Below are 21,746 nucleotides of genomic sequence, written 5' to 3'. Positions count from 1 at the left end.
ACAAGGTAGTCGCCGTATTTAAATTATAAGTAAGCCTAAACTATACAAGCTGTCATGCCGTTGGGTTATGAGCGTAGCGTTTTTATCGCAGTCTCTAATAAACGATACACTGGCTGAGTTAATTAGTTGAGTGCACGGTTGTTAGCTCGAATTATTATTTATTCAGGAGTGTTCATGTCCCAACCGGCCCAAAAACTTCGACTCAGTGCTTTGATTGCCTTGGTAGTGGGCTCGATGATCGGCGGCGGGATCTTCTCCCTACCGCAGAACATGGCCGCGCGCGCCGAGGTAGGTGCCGTATTGATCGGCTGGGCGATCACCGCCGTCGGCATGCTGACCCTTGCGTTTGTGTTCCAGACCCTGGCCAATCGCAAACCCGATCTGGACTCGGGGGTGTATGCCTACGCCAAGGCGGGTTTCGGCGACTATATGGGCTTCTCCTCCGCATGGGGCTATTGGATCAGCGCATGGATGGGCAACGTCGGTTACTTCGTGTTGCTGTTCAGCACCCTCGGTTACTTTTTTCCGGTGTTTGGCCAGGGCAACACACCAGTGGCCATCGGCTGTGCGTCGTTGCTGCTGTGGGGCGTACATTTCCTGGTAATGCGCGGGATCAAGGAGGCGGCCCTCATCAACCAGATCACCACGGTGGCCAAGATCGTGCCGTTGCTGATGTTCATCGTGATCGCCGCCGTAGCGTTCAAGGCGGATATTTTCACCCGGGACATCTGGGGCCTGGGTAATCCGGGCATCGGCAATGTGGTGGACCAGGTGCGCAACATGATGCTGGTCACCGTGTTTGTGTTTATCGGCATCGAGGGCGCCAGCGTGTATTCGGCGCGCGCCGAGAAACGCTCGGACGTGGGCCGCGCCACGCTGATCGGCTTTCTTGGCGTGTTGGCGTTGCTGGTGCTGGTGAATGTGCTGTCCCTGGGGATCATGAGCCAGCCGGAGCTCGCGCAGTTGCAAAACCCGTCCCTGGCCGGTGTGCTGGAGCATATCGTCGGGCCCTGGGGCGCGATGGCAATCAGCATTGGCCTGGCGGTGTCACTGCTCGGCGCCTTACTGTCCTGGGCGCTGCTCTGCGCGGAAATTCTCTACGCCACCGCCCATGACAAGACCATGCCGGCCTTTCTGAAAAAGGAAAACGCCAACCAGGTGCCGGTCAACGCGTTGTGGCTGACCAATGTGATGATCCAGGCCTTCCTGGTGATTACACTGTTTTCCCACAGCACCTACACCACCCTGATTTACCTGGCCTCGTCGATGATTCTGGTGCCGTACCTGTGGTCGGCGGCGTATGCGGTGTTGTTGAGCGGGCGTGGCGAAACCTATGAGGGCGCTCACGGCCAGCGCATGAAAGACTTGCTGGTGGGCCTGATCGCCCTCGGCTATGCGGTGTGGCTGCTCTACGCTGGCGGCTTGAAGTACCTGCTGCTGTCGGCGCTGCTGTATGCACCGGGCGTGATCCTGTTTGCCCTCGCCAAGCGTGAGCAGGGCCAGCCTCTGTTTACCCACCTGGAAAAAGGCATTTTCAGCTGCGTGATCGCGGGCGCCGGGTTGGCGGCGTATGGGCTGTATAGCGGAGTGCTGTCGCTGTGAGACTGGCGTATCAGCCGCCTTATGACTGGGCGGCGATGGTGGGTTTTCTATCGGCGCGCGCTATCGCTGGGATGGAGACGGTCGAAGCTGGCATGTACCGGCGCAGCATCAGCGTGAGCGGCCAGCACGGCTGGCTCAGCGTGGTACCGGGGGCTGGCGATTGGTTGGACGTGGCGGTGGAGTTTCCAGAGGGTTCGGCGCTGCCTGAGATCGAACGGCGCCTGCGCAAGCTGTTTGATCTGGATGCCCAGCCTCAGTTGATCAACGCGCAATTGGCGACGGACCCGTTGATGGCGCAGTTGGTGGCGGCGCGTCCCGGCCTGCGCGTGCCGGGCACTTGGGATGGCCTGGAACTGGCGATTCGGGCAGTGCTGGGCCAGCAGATCACGGTAGTGGCCGCGATTCGTTTGGCGGGCAAGCTGGTGGCGCAATACGGTCAGCCGCTGCAAACACCGTATGCGGGTATCACGCATGTTTTTCCCACGCCCGAGGTATTGGCGGCTGCGGACCTGGCGACCTTGGGCATGCCCAAGGCGCGTGGGCGCACGTTGTCGGGTGTCGCACAGGCGTTGCTGGATGATCCTGAAGTGTTCGAACCCAAGGCCAGCCTCAAGGAAGGCGTGGCACGGCTGGTGGCTTTACCGGGGATTGGCGATTGGACGGCGCAGTACATCGCAATGCGCCAGATGCGTGAGGCGGATGCGTTTGCGACGGGGGATATCGGGCTGATTAATGCGCTGGCAGCGTTGGCGGGTGGGCCGGTTTCGGCGCGGCAGTTGTCGGCGCGGGCCGAGGCTTGGCGGCCGCTCAGGGCTTATGCGGCGCAGCATTTGTGGACGTCGTTGCAGCGGTCAGATTGATAGTGTCTGTACGGGCCTTATAGCAGGCAAGCCAGCGCCCACAGTTGGAATGCGGTCAAGTGTGGGCGCTGGCTTGCCTGCGATAGCGCAGGTCAGATCACCACTGCGGCCGGTGCGACCCCAATTCCCCAGCCGGCAAATCCCACTGCAACGGCGTGCCGCTGATGGTCAGCGGCGCCAACAACCGATGGGCCTGGCCCCAGGTTGTTTGCTCCATCACCAAACCCTGATCCCCTGGCTCTTCAGTGCGCAACCCCGGTTGCTCCGGCACCTGTCCCGCCTCCACCAATAACTTCGCCGTACGTGCCAACGACAACCGCGCCGAACCGCCGCGCCCGGTTTTCAACCGTTCGCTCAATGCCTGAATCGCACTGGCCGCCATCAAATACCCGGTCGCGTGATCCAGCGCCTGCAACGGCAGCGGCACCGGCACCGGTTTATCCGATTGTTTCCAGGCCATGCCCGCGTCGGCAATCCCGCTGCTCATTTGCACCAGGCTGTCGAAACCCCGGCGATTTCGCCACGGGCCGCTCCAGCCGTAGGCGTTGAGACTCACGTCGATCAGGCCGGGGGTGAGGGTTTGCAGTTCGTTGGCGGTGTAACCCAATTGCTCCAAGGCGTCGGCACGGTAGCCGTGGAACAGAATGTCGGCCTCCTTGAGCAGGCTTTCGAAAATCCGACGGCCTTCTGGGGTCTTCAAGTCGAGACGGGCACAGCGTTTGCCGAGGGTCATTTCCGGTACTACGCCGGGTTCGTTCCAGGTCGGCGAGTCGATACGCAGCACGTCGGCGCCCAGGCCCGCGAGAAAACGACTGGCCACGGGGCCGGCCAGCACGCGAGTCAGGTCCAGCACCTTGATGCCCGCGAGTGGCCGCGTCACCGAGCCGAGCCAGGGTTTGTCGGCGTCGGGTTCAAAGGTCTGGCGCTGCACCAGGTCTTCAGCATTCACCGCCAACCCTTGCGGGTGCACTTGCCAGGCCTGCCAGGCACGCATCTGCGCCGCACAGCCACCTTCATCGACAATCGCCTGTTCCAGTTCAGCGGCGCTCCATGGGGCAACGCGGGCAGCCATCTCGGCACGGTCAGTGACTTTGCCTAACACCCGCTCGGCGGCGCCTCGGTGATGGGGGGCGTTGGTGTGCAGGCGAATCCAGCCATCGGCGCTGGCATAGTCACCGGCTACCGGATCCCACAGCGGCGGCACTTGCCAGCCCACCGGGCGAATCGAGGATGAAAACCAGAAAGAGGCGAGGCGCCGGTCCACGCTGACGCCGGGCAAGCGCCCGGTCTGTTGCTGGATCAACTGGGCCAAGGCCTGGCCGGCAGCGCCGATACAGGCGCTGGCCAGTTCGGTCACGGCGAAAGTCGAGGGCAGGGCGCCGGCTTCGGTAAAGGTCAGGGGCGTTTGCGGCAGGTCGAGTGCAGCTTGGATGGGAGTCAGCAGGTCAGTCATCGAAGGCCCTCCGTAAGAGAAGGGCCACTATAAGAGATGATCAGCCCGGTGTGACAACCCCAGGCACCAACGGCAGGTCGATGCTGGCGATAAAACCACCCTCTGCAGGGTTGGCCAGGATCAGGCTGCCACCGTGGCGTTCGGCGGCGCGACGGGCAATCGCCAGGCCCAGGCCGTGGCCTTGTGCTGTTTGGCCGGGAGCGCGATAGAACGGTTCGCCCAACTGGCTCAAGTGTTCGGCTTCAACGCCTGGGCCGTGGTCGCGCACGCTGATCAGGATGCGCTCGCCCAGGCGCTGGGCCTGCAACTCGATCGGCAATCCCGGCGGGTTAAAGCGCTGTGCATTGCGCAGCAAGTTATCCACAGCACGTTCGATCATGGTCGGCCACCCCTTGAGGTGCAGGTCGGTGTGAGTGATCAGTTTCACTGCTTGGTCCGGCGCGCTAAGTTGCGCGTCTTTCTGCAGGGTCTTGAGCAGCGGGTTGAGGTCGATGTCTTCGGCGCTGGCATTGTCGGCGTCGACACGGGCCAATACCAGGATTTCGCTGATCAGCGCTTCCAGTCGATCGCATTCGCGGGTCAGGCGTGGCCAGAGTTTTTCCCGCTCTTCGGGGTTGGCGCGTTCGGCCAAGGCCAGGGCGATTCGCAAGCGGGCCAGGGGCGAGCGCAGTTCGTGGGACACGTCCCGCAGCAATTGGCGCTGACTGCCGATCAGGCTTTGCAGGCGCGCGCCCATGCGGTTGAAGTCGGTGGCCAACACGCCGAACTCATCGCGCCGGTTAGCCAGTTGCGCCAAGCTGTTTTGCTGGTAGGTGGCCTGGCCGAGGTCATGCACTGCACCGCGCAGACGGCTGAGCGGGCGAGTGATGGACAACGTCACCAGCAGGCTGAACAGGGTCAGCACTACCAGCGCAATTGCCAGTGCACTCAACGGCCACGTCAGGCTACTGCGGTGCCATTCGTCCAGTTCCGGGTGCGGGATGCGGTAGATCAACAGGTAGGTGTCGCCGGTTTTTGCACTGGTGTATTCGGCGGTCAGGCGGCGCCAGGGCAGATGGCCGTCCTGGCTGTCATTCTGGCGAGCTTCGAAGGCGGCGGCGCGACGTGGGAAAGTACCGCGCACCACCGGGTCGCCGCTTTCGTTGAGCACTTGCACGTCGATGTGGTACTGGCGTTTGCGCTGCTGCAGCAGATCCTGCGCAGCGACCTCACCCTGGGCTTCGTAGCGTTGGGTCCACTCTTGCGCCAGGTTATTGAGGCCGGGGTGACGGCTGAGAATCCAGGCATCTTGATTGAGCATGTGCCCAATCAGGATCGACAACCCGGCAACCAGGGCGATGGCCAGCCAGAAACTGGCCAGGATGCGCCAGAACAATGAACGCACAGGAAACCCTCAAACAGGAAAAGCCCAGTGGCGCAGGCCACTGGGCTGGGAACGTTAATGGGAGGGCATTATTGCGCTTTTTGCGGCTGTTGCGCTTTCCAGGCTTGGAATTCCTTCCATTCGGCACGACGCTGTTCTTGCTTCTTGACGATCTCGTCGAACTTTTTCTGCTGGTCAGGCTTGAGTACCGCGCGGATATCGGCCTGGGTTTTCTGCTTGCCGGCGGCGATTTCGTCCTGCATGGCTTTCTGGTCAGCGGCTGGCAGTTTGTCCAAGTACTTCTTGGTCAAGTCTTTGCGAGCGTGCCATTGGTCGCCCATCAGTTTGCCGATCTGCTGGCGCTGTTCCTTGCTCAGGTCCAGTTGGCTGAAGGGGCCGCCTTTGCCACGCGGACCGTGTTCACCGCCGTGGCCCGGGCCACCCATCATGTGACCTTCCGGGCCACCCATCGGGCCTGGGCCTTCTGGCATTGCTGCCATGGCAACGGTCGGCAGGGCAGCGGCGAACATCAAAGCGATAAGGGTCTTGCGCATGGTGATTCTCCTGTCTCTATTCCGGTGAGTCCGGATGTGAGTAGATTACGCAGATCAAGGTCAGCCGCCGTCAGGAGAGGGTAAAGGTTTGGTAAGGGGGAGGGGGCAGCTGCAAGTCTTTAGCTGCAAGCGGCAAGTAAGAGCTTTTCGCTTGCAGCTGCTTTAAAGACTGTAATAGTAACCACGGCTACGCAATGCCACGATCCGCGGCCGGCCATCCGGGTGCGGGCCGATCTTTTTGCGCAGGTTGCTGACGTGCATGTCCAGGCTGCGATCGTAAAGGGTCAACTTGCGGCCCAGGGCGATCTGCGCCAGTTCCTGTTTGTCCAGTGGCTCGCCGGGCTGGCGTAGCAGGGCTTCCAGCAGACGACTTTCGGAGACGGTGAGGGTGAATTCCTGTTCATCGATGCTGACCACGCCGCGCACCGGGCTGAAGCACAAGTCGCCCAGTTCCAGCTGTGAGGACACGGCGGCCGGGTGGCTGCGGCGCAGCACGGCGCGCAGGCGAGCGGTAAGCTCGCGGGGGTCGCAGGGCTTGGCCAGGTAATCGTCGGCGCCCAGTTCCAGGCCGAGGATGCGGTCCAGGGGTTCGCCGCGGGCCGAGAGCATCAGCACCGGCAGCTCCGGGTGGTCGTTGCGCAATTGCTTGAGCAGCTCCAGCCCGCTGCCGTCGGGCAGCATCACGTCGAGCACCACCGCCGCCGGGGCGCTGTCGGCCAAGGCTTTGCGGGCGCTCAAGCCGTCATGGCAGGCGCGCACCTGGAAGCCTTCCTGGCTCAGCCAACGGGTCAGCAGCTCGCAGAGCTCCTGGTCATCATCTATCAGTAACAGCTCGCTCATGACTCACTCAATTTAGCCATTGTCGACGGCGACGGTGCCCACCGCTGGCGAAGATCCCGCACAGCAGGGCGATCAGAGCGACGGCCCCGCCGGTGACAAACCATTGCTGTTGCTCGGTCAGCCAGCGGGTCAAGGCGCCGCCCTGTGAATCTTTGAGTTGCTGGGCCAGGCGTTGATTCTCTTGGCGAAGGCGACTCAATTGGGCGCTTTCGCGGGAGGCCTCCGCACTTTGCAGCTGCTTGCCCAGTTCTTCACGCTGGCGTTCGCTTTCTTTCAAACGTTGTTGCAACTCGGTGATCTGGGCGCCGGCACTCAAGGACAGGGGCGTGGAACTGCCGGTGTTCGAGGTTTCTTCAGCGTGGGCCGTAGCCCCGATCATTAACACTGCCAACAGACACAACTGACGTAAGCGCATCGGAACTCCTGATTCCACACGAATATTCAGAACGTTGTCGGCAGGTTACTCAGAATAATGAGCAATTAGGAGCGCGCCGAACTGAAATGGTTCGGCGCGACCTGAGTCAAGGCAGGACTTGCTTGAACGGCTTGATCACGACGTCAGCGTAAACGCCTGCTGCAACGTAAGGATCGGCCTTGGCCCAAGCCTGGGCATCGGCCAGGGAGGCGAACTCGGCGACGATCAGGCTACCGGTGAAACCGGCATCGCCTGGGTCATTGCTGTCCACCGCCGGATGCGGGCCAGCCAATACGATACGGCCTTCGGCTTGCAGCTGTTTGAGGCGCTCGACGTGCGCCGGGCGCACGGAAAGGCGCTTTTCCAGCGAGTTGGCAACGTCGGTAGCAATGATGGCGTAGAGCATGTCAGTCCTCGGTTTTTGGCGTGGTAGGGTCGGTGTCATGCAGATGGCGCGACAGGTAAATACCCTGGGCAACCAGGAACAGCACGGTCATGCCAAGGCTGCCGAAGACTTTGAAGTCGACCCAGTAGTCCTGGAAGGTGAACGCCACGAACAGGTTGGCGGCGCCGCAGAACAGGAAAAACACGATCCAGGCGATGTTCAGGCGCACCCACACCGGCTCTGGCAGGGTCAGGGCATGGCCCATGATCCGCTTGATCAGCAGGCGGTCACCGATGAAATGGCTGCCGATAAACGCCAGGGCGAACAGCCAGTTCACCACCGGGGCTTTCCATTTAAGGAAGGTTTCGCTGTGAAAGGCCAGGGTCAGGCTGCCGAAGACCAGGCACGCAACCAGGGTCAGCCATTGGCTTTTTTCCAGTTTGCGCTGGGAGATGAAGAGGGCGCCGTAGACCACGAGTGAGCTGATGATGAGCACGGCGGTGGCGCTGTAGATGCCCCCGAACGTCAGCTCATGGCCGGCCAGATCAATGACCCTGGGGTCGAGTTTGTAAACGATGAAAAACAGCAACAGCGGGATGAAGTCGATGAATTGTTTCACAGTAAGAGCCAGAAGCTGGATGTGGCGGCATAATAACAAACATCCTTGGTAGCGAAAGCGCCAGCTGACTTGAGGTTACAAAGCCCCGTGAATGTTGATTTGCACTGCCACAGCACGGCCTCCGACGGCGCCCTGGCGCCTGCGGTACTGGTTGCGCGTGCGTTTGAAAAAGGCGTGCGAGTCCTTTCGTTGACCGACCACGACACCCTCGAAGGGCTGGACGAAGCCCGCGAAACCGCGCAGGCGCTGGGCATGCAGCTGGTCAACGGTGTGGAATTGTCCTGCACCTGGGGCGGCGCCACCATTCATGTGCTTGGCTACGGGTTTGATCAGAAAGCCCCGGCATTGGTGCAGTCCATCGCTAATTTGCACGATGGCCGTTGGCTGCGGTCAGAAGAAATAAGCCGCAAACTCAGCCTTAAAGGCATGCCCAATGCCCTCGACGGCGCCCGCGCCATCCAGCAGCAACTGGGCGACAGCGGCAACGCACCGGCCCGGCCGCATTTTGCCGACTGGATGGTACGTGAAGGTTTTGTTAAAGACCGTGCCGAAGCCTTTCGCAAATGGCTGGGCGCCGGCAAGTTGGGGGATGTGAAGTTGCATTGGCCGACCTTGGAAGACACCGTCGAGACCCTGCGCGCCTCCGGGGCCTGGGTCAGCCTGGCGCACCCTTGGCATTACGATTTCACCCGCAGTAAGCGCCGCAAGCTGATCAGCGACTATATTGGTGCGGGTGGCCACGCGATTGAAGTGGTCAATGGGCATCAACCCGCCGAACAGGTGGGCAGCCTGGCGATTCTTGCTCGCGAATTTGGTCTGCTGGTCAGCGCCGGCAGTGACTTTCATGGCCCAGGCGGCTGGTCCGAGATCGGCGAGTATCGCCAGGTCCCGGAGGACTTGCCGCTCTTGTGGGGGCGATTCAAGCATGACCCCATTATTGCCACCGTCTGAACAGGTAGAACACGTGAGTCAATTTTTCCAGATTCATCCGGAAAACCCCCAGGCGCGCCTGATTAAACAGGCCGTCGAGATCATTCGCGCCGGCGGCGTGGTGATCTACCCGACGGATTCGTCCTACGCTATTGGTTGCCAGATCGGCGACAAGGGCGCGGTAGAGCGTGTAAGGCGACTGCGTGACCTGGACAAGAACCACAACTTTGCGCTGATCTGCAGCGACTTGTCCCAACTAGGGCTGTTCGCCAAGGTCGACACCGGCACCTTCCGCCTGCTCAAGGCTCACACGCCGGGCCCCTACACGTTCATTCTCAACGCCACCCGTGAAGTGCCGCGCCTGCTGCTGCACCCGAAGAAACGCACCATCGGTCTGCGCGTGCCGGAGCATCCGATTGCCCTGGCGCTGCTGGCCGAGCTGGGTGAGCCACTGATGAGCGTGTCGTTGATCATGCCCGGCGACAGCGAACCGCTGGAAGACCCGTACGAAATGCGCCAGCTCCTGGAAAAACAGGTGGACCTGATCATCGACGGTGGCTTCGGGGGTGGCAAAGCCTCTACGGTGATCAACCTGGCCGACGGCGAACCGGAGGTAATCCGTGTGGGGTGCGGTGACCCGGCTCCGTTTATGGTTGAGGCCTGAATGTCGTCTGTGGAAACCGTCGACAGCCAGGCCGGCGCCCAGCAGGAACTGCCATTTGCAATGGTGTATGGCCAGGCCGTGCTGGAAATGCCGCTGGACTTGTACATCCCGCCGGACGCCCTGGAAGTCTTCCTTGAAGCCTTCGAAGGCCCGCTGGACTTGCTGCTCTACCTGATCCGCAAGCAGAACATCAACATCCTCGACATCCCGGTGGCGGAAATCACCCGTCAGTACATGGGCTATGTCGAGTTGATGCAGTCGGTGCGCCTGGAACTGGCCGCCGAGTACCTGGTGATGGCCGCCATGCTTGCCGAGATCAAGTCGCGCATGCTGCTGCCGCGCTCGGAGACGGTTGAGGCCGAAGAAGACGACCCGCGCGCCGAACTGATCCGTCGCCTGCAAGAATACGAGCGCTTCAAGGCGGCCGCCGAAGGCATCGATGGCTTGAGCCGGGTCGGCCGTGACGTGGTGGTGCCCAAACTCGACGCGCCCGAGGCCCGTGCGCGCAAGTTGTTGCCGGACGTGAGCCTGGAAGAATTATTGATGTCCATGGCCGAGGTATTGCGCCGTGGGGATATGTTTGAAAGCCACCAGGTCAGCCGCGAAGCGTTGTCGACCCGCGAGCGCATGAGTGATGTGCTGGATCGCCTCAAGGGCGGCGGGTTTGTGCCTTTTGTCGAACTGTTTACGAAAGAAGAAGGGCGCCTGGGGGTGGTGGTGACGTTTATGGCGATCCTTGAATTGGTCAAGGAATCCTTGGTCGAGCTGGTCCAGAATGAGCCTTTTGCGGCTATCCACGTGCGGGCGCGAGCCGAATAAAGAGCTGAATCGATGAATCTGACTGAACCCCGCGAATTGGCGACGCTGCTGGAGGCTTTTCTCCTGGCCTCGGGTAAACCGCAATCCCTGGAGCGCTTGTTCGAACTCTTTGAAGAGTCCGAGCGCCCTGAGCCGCCGGTGTTCAAGAAGGCGCTGGAGATATTGCGCAAATCCTGCGACGGCCGTGCCTTTGAACTGCGCGAGGTGGCGTCGGGTTATCGCCTTCAGATCCGTGAGAAGTTTTCCCCGTGGGTTGGGCGTTTGTGGGAAGAGCGCCCGCAACGTTATTCGCGGGCAATGCTGGAAACCATGGCGCTGATCGCCTACCGCCAGCCCATCACCCGAGGCGAGATCGAGGACGTACGTGGCGTGGCGGTCAATAGCCATATCGTCAAGACCTTGCTGGAGCGCGAGTGGATCCGCATCGTTGGCTACCGTGACGTTCCCGGCAAACCGGCGATGTTTGCCACCACCAAGGTGTTCCTCGACCATTTCAACCTGAAAAACCTCGACGACCTGCCGCCGCTCGCCGAACTGCGCGAAATGGAGCCAGACCCGGTGCTGGACTTCGACGACGCCCCCGTGCCCGCCAGTTTGCAAGCGTTGGCGGATGCCAGTGCCGAGCCGGAAGAGCCGAAGGACGAGACCAGTTTCCACACGTTGTTGCTGGAACTGGACGACATGGAGCAGGGGATCAAGACCGACTTCGACGATTTGCTGCGTGACGGCGCGGTTGAACCTGAAACCCAGCTGAACGTTGAAGTTGAGCCTGAAGTCGAACCTGAGATTGAGGTTCAGCCTGAGCCCGAGGAAGATAGCCTCGGCGTCGCCGAAGCCCGCGAGAAACTCCTGGCCGCCGTCGCCGCCCTCGAACAGCCGCCGCTGAGCGACGAAGAAGACGAAGCCCGCGCCCTGGCCGAAGCCATCGAAAACGAGCGCCGCGAGTTCGAAGACTGACGTGAGCAAGCCCGTACACATTTGATTATTGTTGCCAGGGAGAAATCATATGAGTTCAACCAAAGACCCCTGCATCAGCGTCTGCAAATTCAGCGACGACATTTGCGTCGGCTGTGGCCGCAACAAGCGCGAAATCCGTGCCTGGAAGAAACTCGACAAGGTCGACAAGCGCACAGTGTTGGCCGAGGCCGAGCTCCGATTGCTGGCGCTGGGCGCCACCGGTCGGCGGAAAAGCAAATGACTTGGGTCATATCGACTAGTCTGTGATGCGCAACGCGCGTCATGTGCGTATGATTCGCGACCCTTTGCCGAGCTATTCGGCCAAAGCCCCGCTTTCAACACTCTTCAGGCCACGCCTGAATCGACCCACCGGGAGGTGCTTAAGATGAACGACAAAGACCAGAACGACAGCCAGGAAATCGGCCCAGCAGGTGAAAAACTGCAAAAGGTGCTGGCGCGTATCGGCGTGGGCTCGCGCCGCGACGTCGAAGCCTGGATCACTCAGAAGCGCATCAAGGTCAACGGCGTCGAGGCCACCCTCGGCCAGCGCGTCGACCTGCACGATGCAATCACCATTGATGGCAAGGTCATCAAGCGTGAAGAAGCCGCCGAATCGGTGCGCCGCGTGATCATGTACAACAAGCCCGATGGCGAGATCTGCACCCGTGACGACCCGGAAGGCCGTCCGACCGTGTTCGACAAGATGCCTAAGCCAAAAGAAGGCCGTTGGATCAACATCGGTCGTCTCGACATCAACACCACCGGCTTGCTGATGTTCACCACTGACGGTGAATTGGCCAACCGCCTGATGCACCCGTCCTACGAGATGGACCGCGAATACGCTGTGCGTGTGCGTGGCGAAGTCGATGACGAGATGATCGAGCGCTTGAAAGCCGGCGTGGTGCTGGAAGACGGCCCGGCCAAGTTCACCGATATCAAGCAGGCCCCTGGTGGCGAAGGTTTCAACCACTGGTACCACTGCGTGGTGATGGAAGGTCGTAACCGTGAAGTCCGTCGCCTGTGGGAATCCCAGGGCCTGGTGGTCAGCCGCCTGAAGCGCGTGCGTTTCGGTCCGGTGTTCCTGAACTCCGACCTGCCGATGGGCCGCTGGCGCGAAATGAGCCAGTACGAAGTCGACATCCTCAGCGCCGAAGTCGGCCTGACACCAGTCGCGATGCCGCAGATGAACGCCAAGAGCAAAGACAAGCTTGAGCGTATGCAGCGTAAATCGTCGCGTCCGGTTGCTCGTACCGAGCGCGTTGCCCGCACCCTGCGCCCTGCGCTGAATGCACCGGCTACCGGCGGTCGTATTTCCCGTGAGCCGCAGATCGAAGGCGAGCGTCGTCCAACTGCGCCATCGCGCCAGGAAGGCGAGCGTGCTCCTCGCACGCCGCGCCCAGCTCCGGCCGGTGGTCGCAGCAATCGCGGTGAAGCGGATCGCCCCGCCGACAGCGCCAGCACCAAGCGTCCGGCCAAGCCGGCGGCAAACAAGCGCCCCGGCCCGAAACTGGTCGCGGACGAGCCGTCGGGCAAGCGCCGTGGCGCTCCGGCCGGTTCGGGTCAGCGTCCTGGTTTTGGTCGTAAGAAGCCTTAAGAGCAGCGGCAAGCTTTTAGCTTCAAGCTGCAAGAGAGACGCGCTGGCCCTCACAGGTTGGCGCTTTTTTTTGCTTGAAGCTTATAGCTTACGACGTGTAGCTGGCCCTAAAACGCAAATCTCCCATCAAAAAACGGTTTATCGTCCAGGGCCAAAGTCCCACTGGCAAAGATCAGGTCCAGGTGATGGCTGCCTTTCTGCCCACCTCCCAAGCCCAAATGCAACCCACAATGGCGCTCCTCAAACCCGGCATTGCGCGCATACAAATCCTTGACCCCTTCATTGGTACCAATCCCCAATTCCTCCACGCGCCGGTTGGACGGGTTGGCATTCAGGTACTTGTTGAAGTCATCGGCCAACCCCGGCACCTCACTGGCTACGCTGCAGACGGTCGAGTGCTCGATCCACAGCTGCAGCGGTGATTGCAGCACGCCATATTTGCGTGCAAACGGGATGGTGCTGAGAAAGGTGCCGACAAACCGCACCTGGCCATTGATGGCTTCGCTGTGGGTCGCGATCTCGCCGGGTGCGAGGTCGTGGTTGCCGATGCCGTTGATATTGGTCCACTTCTTGATGCTGCTCAGCGGCGCCTCCAGCCGCGAGCCGTGCTTGTCGGTGAAGCGCAGCACATTGGCCTGGGACATGCGCCGGATCAACGTGGCATTGAGGTCGGCAATGCGCTGTGGCTCGACGCTGAAGGTGTCGTAGAAATAGTCGCCGTAATCCTTGAACAGCAGGGATTTCTTCCAGTGCTCGGCCATCACGCCCTGCAGCGCGCGGATAAAGTCCGGGCCTTCGGCGCGTGGGTTGGGCAAGGTCGAGGAATCGTAGAAAAACAGATAGAGGTCGCAGGCTTCGATGGCTTGGGCCAGCGCGTCGCTGGCGGCCAGGTCCAGGCGCTGCACCTGGAAATTGAAACGGGCTGCGCAGCTGTGGGTGATCGCCTGGGCAATGGCGTCGTAGCGCTCGGTATGGCCCAGTAACACGGTGGGACGATTCAGGCCGCTGAGGGCCGGGTGGTGCGCAAGGTAGTAGAGAAAGTGTTCGACGGCGCGGGCCTTGTCCATGACGTGCATCCTTTTTTGCCTTGGGTAAGGGTGGCAGGTGCCGTGCACAGCACCTGCCGGATACCTGCCGATTTTAGAAAGGCCACATCGCGGTGCCGAACGGCACGACGGCATCGGCTTGCATCATTTCAACGGCGGCCTCATGGGTCGGCGCTTCAAACCAATCGTCGAGTTGCAGTTCGGTTTCCAGGTCGTTTTCCAGTGCTTGCATGGTGTAGCTCCTAGAGGACGTTGTTTGAGAACGGCTTGCCAACGGGCTGCGCTGGGCAAGTGGGATGAACCTAGGAGAGCCTGTTTCAGAATGCAAAATATTTATTGACACGGTTCCAATTGCACAATTTTTTCTATTTGGGGGCGTCTGCTTTTTTTCCATAAAAAACAGCAGGCTGATCAGGATGATTTTTAAGAAGTTCCCCGCCGCCAATTTTCCGTGAGTTCACGCTTGTAACGTAGATTTTCCGCGCTGTAACGATTAATTGACGATAAGACCGCGTGCTTGTTGAGCGGTGAAGCCCTGTAAGAAATGCCTGACAGATCGTCGCACGCACCGTTGCGGTGCGGCCTCAAGCTGTCGAGCGGTGTACAATCCGCCGCGTTTTACTGTGACGCCCTTGCGTACCCACGCAAAAGGCCAAGACCTCAGGGTTATCGACCCTGATCACTCCGCCCGGCCACGAGCCAGACGGGTTCGATTTCGTCACAGATAAAAATAAACAGGTGACGCATGACCGTTAGAAAGACGCTGTACTCCTGGTGCCTGCGCTGGGGTTTGAGCAGCGCTGCTTGAGTCGAGATTCAAGGCAGCAACGTGCATTCAACATCATCAAACCTTGCGTGAGATCCTTTTCATGAGCGGACCCCATTCCTCTTCAGGCGAGCTGAAACGCGGCTTGAAAAATCGGCATATCCAATTGATCGCCCTCGGTGGCGCCATCGGCACCGGCCTGTTCCTGGGCTCTGCCGGGGTGCTCAAATCCGCCGGCCCTTCGATGATCCTGGGTTATGCCATCTGCGGCTTCATTGCCTTCATGATCATGCGCCAGCTCGGCGAAATGATTGTTGAAGAGCCGGTCGCTGGTTCCTTCAGCCACTTTGCCCACAAGTACTGGGGCGGTTTCGCTGGCTTCCTGTCGGGCTGGAACTGCTGGCTCCTGTACATTTTGGTGGGCATGTCGGAGCTGACGGCCGTCGGCAAATACGTGCATTACTGGTGGCCGGAGATTCCGACTTGGGTCTCGGCGGCAGCGTTCTTCGTGCTGATCAACCTGATCAATCTGGCCAACGTCAAAGTCTTTGGTGAGGCTGAGTTCTGGTTCGCCATCATCAAGGTGGTGGCCATCGTCGGCATGATCGCCCTGGGCAGCTACATGCTGGTCAGCGGCAGTGGCGGGCCGCAGGCTTCGGTGACTAACTTGTGGGAGCACGGTGGGTTCTTCCCTCACGGCGTCGGCGGTTTGGTGATGGCCATGGCGATCATCATGTTCTCCTTCGGTGGCCTGGAAATGCTTGGCTTCACCGCTGCCGAAGCGGACCAGCCACGCACCGTGATCCCGAAAGCGATCAACCAAGTGATCTACCGCATCCTGATTTTCTACATCGGTGCTCTGGTCGTGCTGTTGTCGCTGACACCGTGGGACAGCCTGCTGACAACCCTCAACGCCTCCGGCGATGCCTACAGCGGCAGCCCGTTCGTGCAGGTGTTCTCGATGCTGGGCAGCAACACCGCCGCGCATATTCTTAACTTCGTGGTCCTGACGGCGGCACTGTCGGTATACAACAGCGGCACTTACTGCAACAGCCGCATGCTGCTGGGCATGGCCGAACAGGGTGATGCGCCCAAAGCACTGGCGAAGATCGACAAGCGCGGCGTGCCAGTGCGCTCCATCCTCGCCTCGGCGGCGATCACCCTGGTGGCGGTGTTGATGAACTACCTGATCCCGCAACACGCACTGGAACTGCTGATGTCTCTGGTCGTGGCTACGCTGGTGATCAACTGGGCGATGATCAGCTTCTCCCACTTCAAGTTCCGCCAGCACATGAACCGCACCGGCCAAGTGCCGTTGTTCAAGGCGCTGTGGTACCCGTATGGCAACTATGTGTGCCTGGCGTTCGTGGTGTTTATCCTGGTGATCATGCTGATGATTCCAGGGATTCAGGTGTCGGTGTACGCGATCCCGGTGTGGGTGGCGTTTATGGCGGTGTGTTACTGGATCAAGAACAAGCGCGCTGCGCAGCCGTACCCTCACGTGGTAACGCCAGCGGCGAAGTAACCCTTTGGCGTGTTGAGCAAACCCGGACCTGCGCCGGGTTTGCTGTTTCAGGGGCAAGGGCAAGGCGCATTCGCGTATCCTTGGATACCTTCGACCGGAACCCTTTACCCAATGCTGGTGATTTCCAACAACGTGCACCTGCCCGACGCCGAGATCGAGCTGACCGCCATTCGCGCCCAAGGCGCCGGTGGGCAGAACGTGAATAAGGTGTCGAGCGCGGTGCACCTGCGCTTTGACATTCCGGCGTCGTCGCTGCCGGAGTTCTATAAGGAGCGGCTGCTGGCGCTGCGCGATAGCCGTATCACCAGCGAAGGCGTGCTGGTGCTCAAGGCCCAGCAATACCGGACCCAGGAACAGAATCGCGCGGATGCGCTGGAGCGTTTGGTGGAGTTGATTCTCTGCGCCACCAAGGTCGAGAAGAAGCGCCGCCCGACCAAGCCGACCCTGGGCTCGAAAAAGCGTCGCCTCGAATCCAAGACCAAGCGTGGCAGCATCAAGGCCGGGCGCGGCAAGGTCGACTTTTAGTCGCCGCGCGCTTCACGGGCCTTGGGTGCCTGGCGGTACAGGTACACGCTCAGTAGCAAACCACCCAGGGCGGCGAGGGCGGCGAACAGGAAGATCGACGCAAAGCCGAAGCCAGCCGCCACGGCCCCGGCGAGCGGGCCGGTGATGCCCAGCGATAAATCGATAAACAGCGAATAGGCCCCCACCGCCGAGCCACGGCTGGACGCCGGTACCAGGTTCACTGCCTCCACCCCCAACGCCGGAAACACCAGGGAAAAGCCGAAGCCACTCAACGCCGCGCCGGCCAGGGCCAGGTTGGCGTCCGGCGCCAGCCACAGCAACAGCAGCCCTAGGATTTCTACCGACAGGCAGGCAATCGCCACGCGAAAGCCGCCGATCCGGTTGATCAGGTTACCGAACAGCAAGCGCGCGCCGATGAAACTGGCGCCGAATAGGCTCAGGGCCCACACCGCGTTATCCCAGTGCTGGGTGGTGTAATACAAGGTGATAAACGTGGCGATGGTGCCAAAACCGATGGAGCCCAACGCCAGCGCGCAGCCGTGGGGCAATACCCGGCCCAGTACATTCATGAACGGCAGGCGCACGCCAGCGACGATCGGCGCTGCGACTTTGTTCCAGGCCAGCAATAAGCCGACGACCGCCAGCAGAATGATGCTGACGCCCATGCTCCACAGCCCGAAGTTTCTCACCAGCAGCACACCCATAGGTGCTCCTACGGCCAAGGCGCCATAGCTGGCGATGCCGTTCCAGGAGATGACTTTGGCGGTATTTGCCGCACCGACCCGGCCGATGCCCCAGCCGATGGCGCCCGACCCCACCAGGCTTTCAGCGCTGCCTAGGACCAGGCGGCCAATCAGCAGGCTGCAGAGGCTCACGGCAGGCACGCTTGAAAACCACGCCGCGAGCAGCATGAACACGCCGCTCAGGCCACAGCCCGCTAAACCGATCAGCACCGCACGCTTGCTGCCCAGGTTGTCGATGATTTTGCCCGCATAGGGGCGGCTCAGTAGGGTGGCCAGGTATTGCACGCTGATCACCAGGCCGGCAATCACCGCGCCGTAGCCCAGTTCACTGTGGACATAGCCTGGCAATACGGCCAGGGGAATGCCGATATTCAGGTAGCCGATAAAGGTGAACAGTACGATGGAAACAACGTGCAGCGTGACCGCCATGGGGCGCTGGGTATCTGGCATGGGGAGAGGTCCACTGTCGCAGCAGGTAAAGATAGGCTGCTAATGATACCGGTGGTTTGGCCCGCGCAGGGCGGTAAAACGCAAAAACCTCAGGTCACAAAGAACTCAGGTTTGCGCAGGGGCCAGCAATTGCGTAGTGACCAGGGCGGCCAGCGCGTTTTCCTGGGTGCCGAAGCGCTTGAGCAGCACGGCTTGTTTGTCTGCGCTGAGGCGGTTCCAGACCTCGACCATCTGCAGGGCAGCATCGAGTACGGCGGTGTCCGGGGGAGTGGGGGAGGAGTCAGTCATGGCAGGTATCTCGGATGATTCAGGCAGTGTGGAAAGCGCTCAAAGCTGCGCTTTCCACACGGTCTGGTACGGCGTCAGTCCTGGCTTTTGCTGTCGACTGGTTTTGCTTCTCTGGCCTCAGGCTGCTTGTCGCTGGCCTGCTGCGGTGTTGGCTGCTCTGTAGGGTGCAGGCTTGGGAAGGGGAGATTAGGTATCTCGTGCATTGTCGTCGCTCCTCGCAAGGTCTGTTTTTTCAATCGCAGGTGATTCCGCGCTCTCAAAAAGCCTTGGCAGGATACAGCACTGTAAATGACAAATAGACTTTTATCTCGACGAATAGGTAACCCTTGATCCTGCAAACGCAAGTGACATGGGGTCACACTTACCTTTAGAAAGGCACTTTGCCCAGGATCATGTCGCGATACATCACAAAATCCCCGAGCAAGCTGTAGAACGGGTGCTGAAACGTCGCCGGGCGGTTTTTTTCGAAGAAGAAGTGACCGATCCACGCAAAGCTGTAGCCAGCAATCGGCACGGCAATCAGTAGGCCCAGCGAGCCTCTGCCGATGGCGTACGCCAAAATCCCGATCACCAGCGTGGTGCCGATAAAATGAAGGCGCCGGCACGTGCTGTTGCCGTGCTCGCTCAGGTAATAAGGGTAGAACTCAGCGAAGCTATTGAATTGCTTGACGTTTTCCACAGTGACCGGCCCTTTGATTGTTATGCCGCCCAACAGGTGTTCGGCGGGGAGCTTATTTGAGTCTAGAGTGATCAGTGGTAACGGCCAGTGACAATAGACGCCACTTTAGTATCCTTGGCTTCCTGGCTGCCATTTGAACCTGCTTTTTTAAGAAGACGCCATGAGCGAACGAACAACTTCTGCAAGCTGGGCGATGGGGATCGTCAAGGCATTGGAAATGGACGGCTTGGATTGCCGCGCCTTGTTCAAGCAGCTCGGCCTGGACTACGCCGCCCTGAATGACCCCGATGCGCGGTTTCCGCAAGACTCCATGACGCGCCTGTGGCAACGGGCGGTAGAGCTTTCAGGCAACCCGGCGATCGGCCTGAACATGGGTAAAGTGGTGCGCCCGGCGTCGTTTCATGTGGCTGGCTATGCACTGATGTCCAGCAATACCCTTGCCGAGGGCTTTATGCGCCTGGTGCGCTACCAGCGCATCATCGCCGAAAGTGCAGACCTGAGTTTCCGACTGATCCCCGAAGGTTATGCGCTGATTCTGACGGTGCATGGCGATCACCTGCCGCCCACCCGGCAAAGCGCCGAAGCTTCGCTGGCCAGCGCCTTGGCCCTGTGCGGTTGGCTGACCGGTCGTACCCTGCAGCCGCGCAAGGTGGTGTTGCAAGGTGATCAGCCGGCGGACCTGTCGCCCTACAAACAAGCCTTCCATGCGCCTTTGGAATTCAACGCGCCCTATGACGCGCTGATTTTCGAGCGGGCCGACATGGACGCGCAGTTGCCCACGGCCAACGAGGCCATGGCGCTGCTGCATGATCGATTTGCCGGCGAATACCTGGCGCGTTTTTCGGAGAGCCGCGTGACCCACAAGGCACGGCAGGTGTTGTGCCGGCTGTTGCCCCAGGGTGAGCCCAAACGAGAAGTGGTGGCCCAGACGTTGCACCTTTCCCAGCGCACCTTGCAGCGGCGTCTACAGGAGGAGGGCACCAGCTTCCAGACCCTGCTCGATGACACCCGCCGCGAATTGGCCGAGCAGTACCTGGCGCAGCCCAGCATGACGTTATTGGAAATCGCCTACCTGTTGGGTTTTGCCGACCCGAGCAACTTCTTTCGCGCGTTTCGTCGTTGGTTCGACGCCACGCCCGGCGAATACCGGGCGCGGTTGCTGGAAGCGTCGGCCATCAGTGGCGCCAAAACGCCGGAATGCACAGAACAAAGACCGTAATGATCTCCAGTCGGCCCAGCAGCATGCCGAGTGACAGGATCCACTTGGCCGCATCCGGCAGGCTGGCGAAGTTACCCGCAGGGCCAATGGTTTCGCCAAGGCCAGGGCCGACGCCGGAGACGGTACTGGCTGCGCCGGTCAAGGCGGTCATCCAGTCCAGGCCCAGAAGCGACAAGGCCAGGGCGATGGCGCAGATGGTAATGGCGAAGAAAAACGAGAACGTCAGGATCGAACGCACGATCTCTTCGTCAAGGCGATGGCCGTTGTACTTCTGCTTGATCACCGCGCGCGGGTGAATCAGTTGGTTCAAGTTGGCCTTGAGCAGGATATAGGCGACCTGAAAGCGGAAGATCTTGATCCCACCCGCCGTAGAGCCTGAACAACCACCGATAAAGCCCAGGTAAAAGAACAGCATCAGTGAGAAGTTGCCCCACAGGCTGTAGTCCCCCAATGCAAAACCCGTGGTGGTGACCACCGAGGTCACGTTCAACGCCACATGACGCAAGGCTTCCAGCCAATGCAGGTTGGTGGTCCACCAGTACCAGGTGCCCAGTACCAGCCAGGTCACGATCAACAAACCGAGCAAACCCTGCACTTGCTGATCCTTGATCAACGCCTTGCGGTTGCCACGCAAGGTGGCCACATAGAGCGTGAACGGCAAGCTGCCGAGGATCATCACCACCACCGCCACCCAGTGCACGGCAGGTTGTTTCCAGTGGGCCAGGGACTCATCCGAAGTGGAGAAGCCCCCGGTGGAAATCGCCGACATCGCGTGGTTGATCGCATCGAACAGGCCCATCCCGGCCCACCAGAACGCCAGGCTGCCGAGGATGGTGATGCCGACGTAGGCCGCCACGATCAGCCGCGCCACCATGTGCGAGCGGGGCATGACCTTTTCCGAGCGGTCCGAGGATTCGGTCTGGAACAGGCGCATGCCACCAATGCGCAGCAGTGGCAGGATCGCCACCGCCATGCCGATAAAGCCGATGCCACCCAGCCAGTGCAGCAGCGAGCGCCAGATCAGGATGCCTGGCGACATGGCGTCCAGGCCGCTCAACACGGTGGAGCCGGTGGCGGTGATACCGGACATGCTTTCAAAAAACGAGTCGGTGTAGCTGATGTGTTGGGTCAACAGAAACGGCAACGCCGCAAAGATGCACACCACCACCCAGCTTGTCACTGTGAGTAGGTACATGTCCCGCGGGCGCAGGTGCACATGCTCGGGGCGACCTGGAATCACCAGGGCCAGGCCGGCAAGAAAGGTGATCATGCTGGCCCACAGGAAAGAGGGCAGGTCACTGGTGCGTTCGAATATCACCAGGGTCGCCATTGGCACGACCATGGCGATCGCGAGGGTGATCAGGAAGATGCCGATGATGAAACCGATAATGCGTAGGGTCGGCAACGCCATGAAGTGAGCTCGGGGTTATTGGGCAGAGGCGCCATTCTA

General features: G+C 60.5%; 24 protein-coding genes. 11 read left to right on the top strand and 13 right to left on the bottom strand.

The window, feature by feature from the left end; translation table 11 throughout:
* Positions 1–174 precede the first annotated feature (174 nt).
* Both arcD and AACY44_RS07925 read left to right on the top strand, forming a co-directional pair.
* A complete protein-coding gene (gene arcD, locus AACY44_RS07930) occupies positions 175–1,602 on the top strand; it encodes an arginine-ornithine antiporter (protein ID WP_339417168.1) in 1,428 nt (475 codons plus the stop codon).
* Positions 1,599–2,462 (top strand): DNA-3-methyladenine glycosylase family protein, encoded by an 864-nt coding sequence (locus AACY44_RS07925; RefSeq protein WP_339417166.1) that lies wholly within the window; start codon positions 1,599–1,601, stop codon positions 2,460–2,462. Before arcD ends, AACY44_RS07925 begins: the two co-directional genes overlap by 4 nt.
* 97 nt (positions 2,463–2,559) lie before the next feature.
* Here the strand turns inward: AACY44_RS07925 and AACY44_RS07920 are convergent, their stop codons facing one another.
* The 7 genes from AACY44_RS07920 to AACY44_RS07890 all read right to left on the bottom strand — a co-directional run bounded on the left by AACY44_RS07920 (position 2,560) and on the right by AACY44_RS07890 (position 8,091).
* Entirely contained in the window at positions 2,560–3,915 is a 1,356-nt protein-coding gene (locus AACY44_RS07920) for a CoA transferase (RefSeq protein ID WP_339506051.1), read from the bottom strand.
* Positions 3,916–3,955: 40 nt separating this feature from the next.
* Entirely contained in the window at positions 3,956–5,299 is a 1,344-nt protein-coding gene (locus AACY44_RS07915; RefSeq protein ID WP_339417164.1) for a sensor histidine kinase, read from the bottom strand.
* Positions 5,300–5,367: 68 nt separating this feature from the next.
* Complete coding sequence (locus AACY44_RS07910; RefSeq protein WP_032890971.1) at positions 5,368–5,832, bottom strand: LTXXQ domain protein; 465 nt, start codon at positions 5,830–5,832, stop codon at positions 5,368–5,370.
* A gap of 162 nt (positions 5,833–5,994) precedes the next feature.
* Positions 5,995–6,672, bottom strand: a complete 678-nt coding sequence (locus tag AACY44_RS07905; RefSeq protein ID WP_339417163.1) for a response regulator transcription factor — start codon at positions 6,670–6,672, stop codon at positions 5,995–5,997.
* 7 nt (positions 6,673–6,679) lie between these two features.
* The gene (locus tag AACY44_RS07900) at positions 6,680–7,087 is read right to left on the bottom strand and encodes a translation initiation factor 2 (protein ID WP_339417162.1); all 408 of its coding nucleotides are present in this window, start codon (positions 7,085–7,087) and stop codon (positions 6,680–6,682) included.
* Positions 7,088–7,193: 106 nt separating this feature from the next.
* Complete coding sequence (locus AACY44_RS07895; protein WP_015885584.1) at positions 7,194–7,493, bottom strand: YciI family protein; 300 nt, start codon at positions 7,491–7,493, stop codon at positions 7,194–7,196.
* Position 7,494: 1 nt separating this feature from the next.
* Positions 7,495–8,091, bottom strand: coding sequence for a septation protein A (locus tag AACY44_RS07890; RefSeq protein ID WP_314568617.1), 597 nt, complete (start codon positions 8,089–8,091; stop codon positions 7,495–7,497).
* 87 nt (positions 8,092–8,178) lie between these two features.
* Here AACY44_RS07890 and AACY44_RS07885 point away from each other — a divergent pair, with 87 nt between their 5' ends.
* The 6 genes from AACY44_RS07885 (at position 8,179) to rluB (ending at position 13,055) form a co-directional block, all read left to right on the top strand.
* Positions 8,179–9,042, top strand: a complete 864-nt coding sequence (locus AACY44_RS07885; protein ID WP_339417158.1) for a PHP domain-containing protein — start codon at positions 8,179–8,181, stop codon at positions 9,040–9,042.
* 13 nt (positions 9,043–9,055) lie between these two features.
* A complete protein-coding gene (locus AACY44_RS07880) occupies positions 9,056–9,685 on the top strand; it encodes an L-threonylcarbamoyladenylate synthase (RefSeq protein WP_065873575.1) in 630 nt (209 codons plus the stop codon).
* Between the two features lie 120 nt (positions 9,686–9,805).
* On the top strand, positions 9,806–10,504 hold the full coding sequence (locus AACY44_RS07875) for a segregation and condensation protein A (protein WP_175403020.1): 699 nt from the start codon (positions 9,806–9,808) through the stop codon (positions 10,502–10,504).
* Positions 10,505–10,516: 12 nt separating this feature from the next.
* Positions 10,517–11,461, top strand: a complete 945-nt coding sequence (gene scpB / locus AACY44_RS07870; RefSeq protein WP_339417157.1) for an SMC-Scp complex subunit ScpB — start codon at positions 10,517–10,519, stop codon at positions 11,459–11,461.
* Between the two features lie 49 nt (positions 11,462–11,510).
* Positions 11,511–11,702: a DUF1289 domain-containing protein gene (locus AACY44_RS07865; RefSeq protein WP_339417156.1), complete on the top strand. Its 192-nt coding sequence runs from the start codon at positions 11,511–11,513 to the stop codon at positions 11,700–11,702.
* Between the two features lie 144 nt (positions 11,703–11,846).
* Positions 11,847–13,055, top strand: coding sequence for a 23S rRNA pseudouridine(2605) synthase RluB (gene rluB / locus AACY44_RS07860; protein ID WP_181080089.1), 1,209 nt, complete (start codon positions 11,847–11,849; stop codon positions 13,053–13,055).
* Between the two features lie 107 nt (positions 13,056–13,162).
* Here rluB and AACY44_RS07855 read toward each other — a convergent pair whose 3' ends face one another.
* Positions 13,163–14,122, bottom strand: coding sequence for a leucyl aminopeptidase (locus AACY44_RS07855; protein WP_339530015.1), 960 nt, complete (start codon positions 14,120–14,122; stop codon positions 13,163–13,165).
* A gap of 73 nt (positions 14,123–14,195) precedes the next feature.
* A complete protein-coding gene (locus AACY44_RS07850) occupies positions 14,196–14,333 on the bottom strand; it encodes a hypothetical protein (RefSeq protein WP_003175756.1) in 138 nt (45 codons plus the stop codon).
* 637 nt (positions 14,334–14,970) lie between these two features.
* On the opposite strand from AACY44_RS07850, the gene AACY44_RS07845 reads away from it, so the two are divergent.
* The gene (locus tag AACY44_RS07845; RefSeq protein WP_339417148.1) at positions 14,971–16,392 is read left to right on the top strand and encodes an amino acid permease; all 1,422 of its coding nucleotides are present in this window, start codon (positions 14,971–14,973) and stop codon (positions 16,390–16,392) included.
* A 111-nt stretch (positions 16,393–16,503) separates the two neighbouring features.
* Positions 16,504–16,917, top strand: a complete 414-nt coding sequence (gene arfB, locus AACY44_RS07840) for an alternative ribosome rescue aminoacyl-tRNA hydrolase ArfB (protein ID WP_339417146.1) — start codon at positions 16,504–16,506, stop codon at positions 16,915–16,917.
* Here the strand turns inward: arfB and AACY44_RS07835 are convergent.
* The 3 genes from AACY44_RS07835 to AACY44_RS07825 all read right to left on the bottom strand — a co-directional run bounded on the left by AACY44_RS07835 (position 16,914) and on the right by AACY44_RS07825 (position 19,077).
* Positions 16,914–18,110, bottom strand: a complete 1,197-nt coding sequence (locus tag AACY44_RS07835; protein ID WP_339417144.1) for an MFS transporter — start codon at positions 18,108–18,110, stop codon at positions 16,914–16,916. The two genes, arfB and AACY44_RS07835, sit on opposite strands and share 4 nt — an antisense overlap.
* A gap of 105 nt (positions 18,111–18,215) precedes the next feature.
* Positions 18,216–18,398 (bottom strand): hypothetical protein, encoded by a 183-nt coding sequence (locus tag AACY44_RS07830; protein WP_065873565.1) that lies wholly within the window; start codon positions 18,396–18,398, stop codon positions 18,216–18,218.
* Positions 18,399–18,765: 367 nt separating this feature from the next.
* Positions 18,766–19,077, bottom strand: a complete 312-nt coding sequence (locus tag AACY44_RS07825; protein ID WP_049711785.1) for a DUF962 domain-containing protein — start codon at positions 19,075–19,077, stop codon at positions 18,766–18,768.
* A 160-nt stretch (positions 19,078–19,237) separates the two neighbouring features.
* Here AACY44_RS07825 and AACY44_RS07820 point away from each other — a divergent pair, with 160 nt between their 5' ends.
* Positions 19,238–20,296, top strand: a complete 1,059-nt coding sequence (locus tag AACY44_RS07820; protein ID WP_339417140.1) for an AraC family transcriptional regulator — start codon at positions 19,238–19,240, stop codon at positions 20,294–20,296.
* Here AACY44_RS07820 and AACY44_RS07815 read toward each other — a convergent pair.
* Complete coding sequence (locus tag AACY44_RS07815) at positions 20,253–21,707, bottom strand: TrkH family potassium uptake protein (RefSeq protein WP_339417138.1); 1,455 nt, start codon at positions 21,705–21,707, stop codon at positions 20,253–20,255. The genes AACY44_RS07820 and AACY44_RS07815 overlap by 44 nt on opposite strands.
* Positions 21,708–21,746: the final 39 nt, after the last annotated feature.

Source organism: Pseudomonas sp. RA_15y_Pfl1_P11 (genome assembly GCF_963970975.1).
GTDB lineage: Bacteria > Pseudomonadota > Gammaproteobacteria > Pseudomonadales > Pseudomonadaceae > Aquipseudomonas > Aquipseudomonas tritici.
Note: the sequence above shows the minus strand (reverse complement) of the source record. Positions and strands in the feature narration are given on the sequence as shown.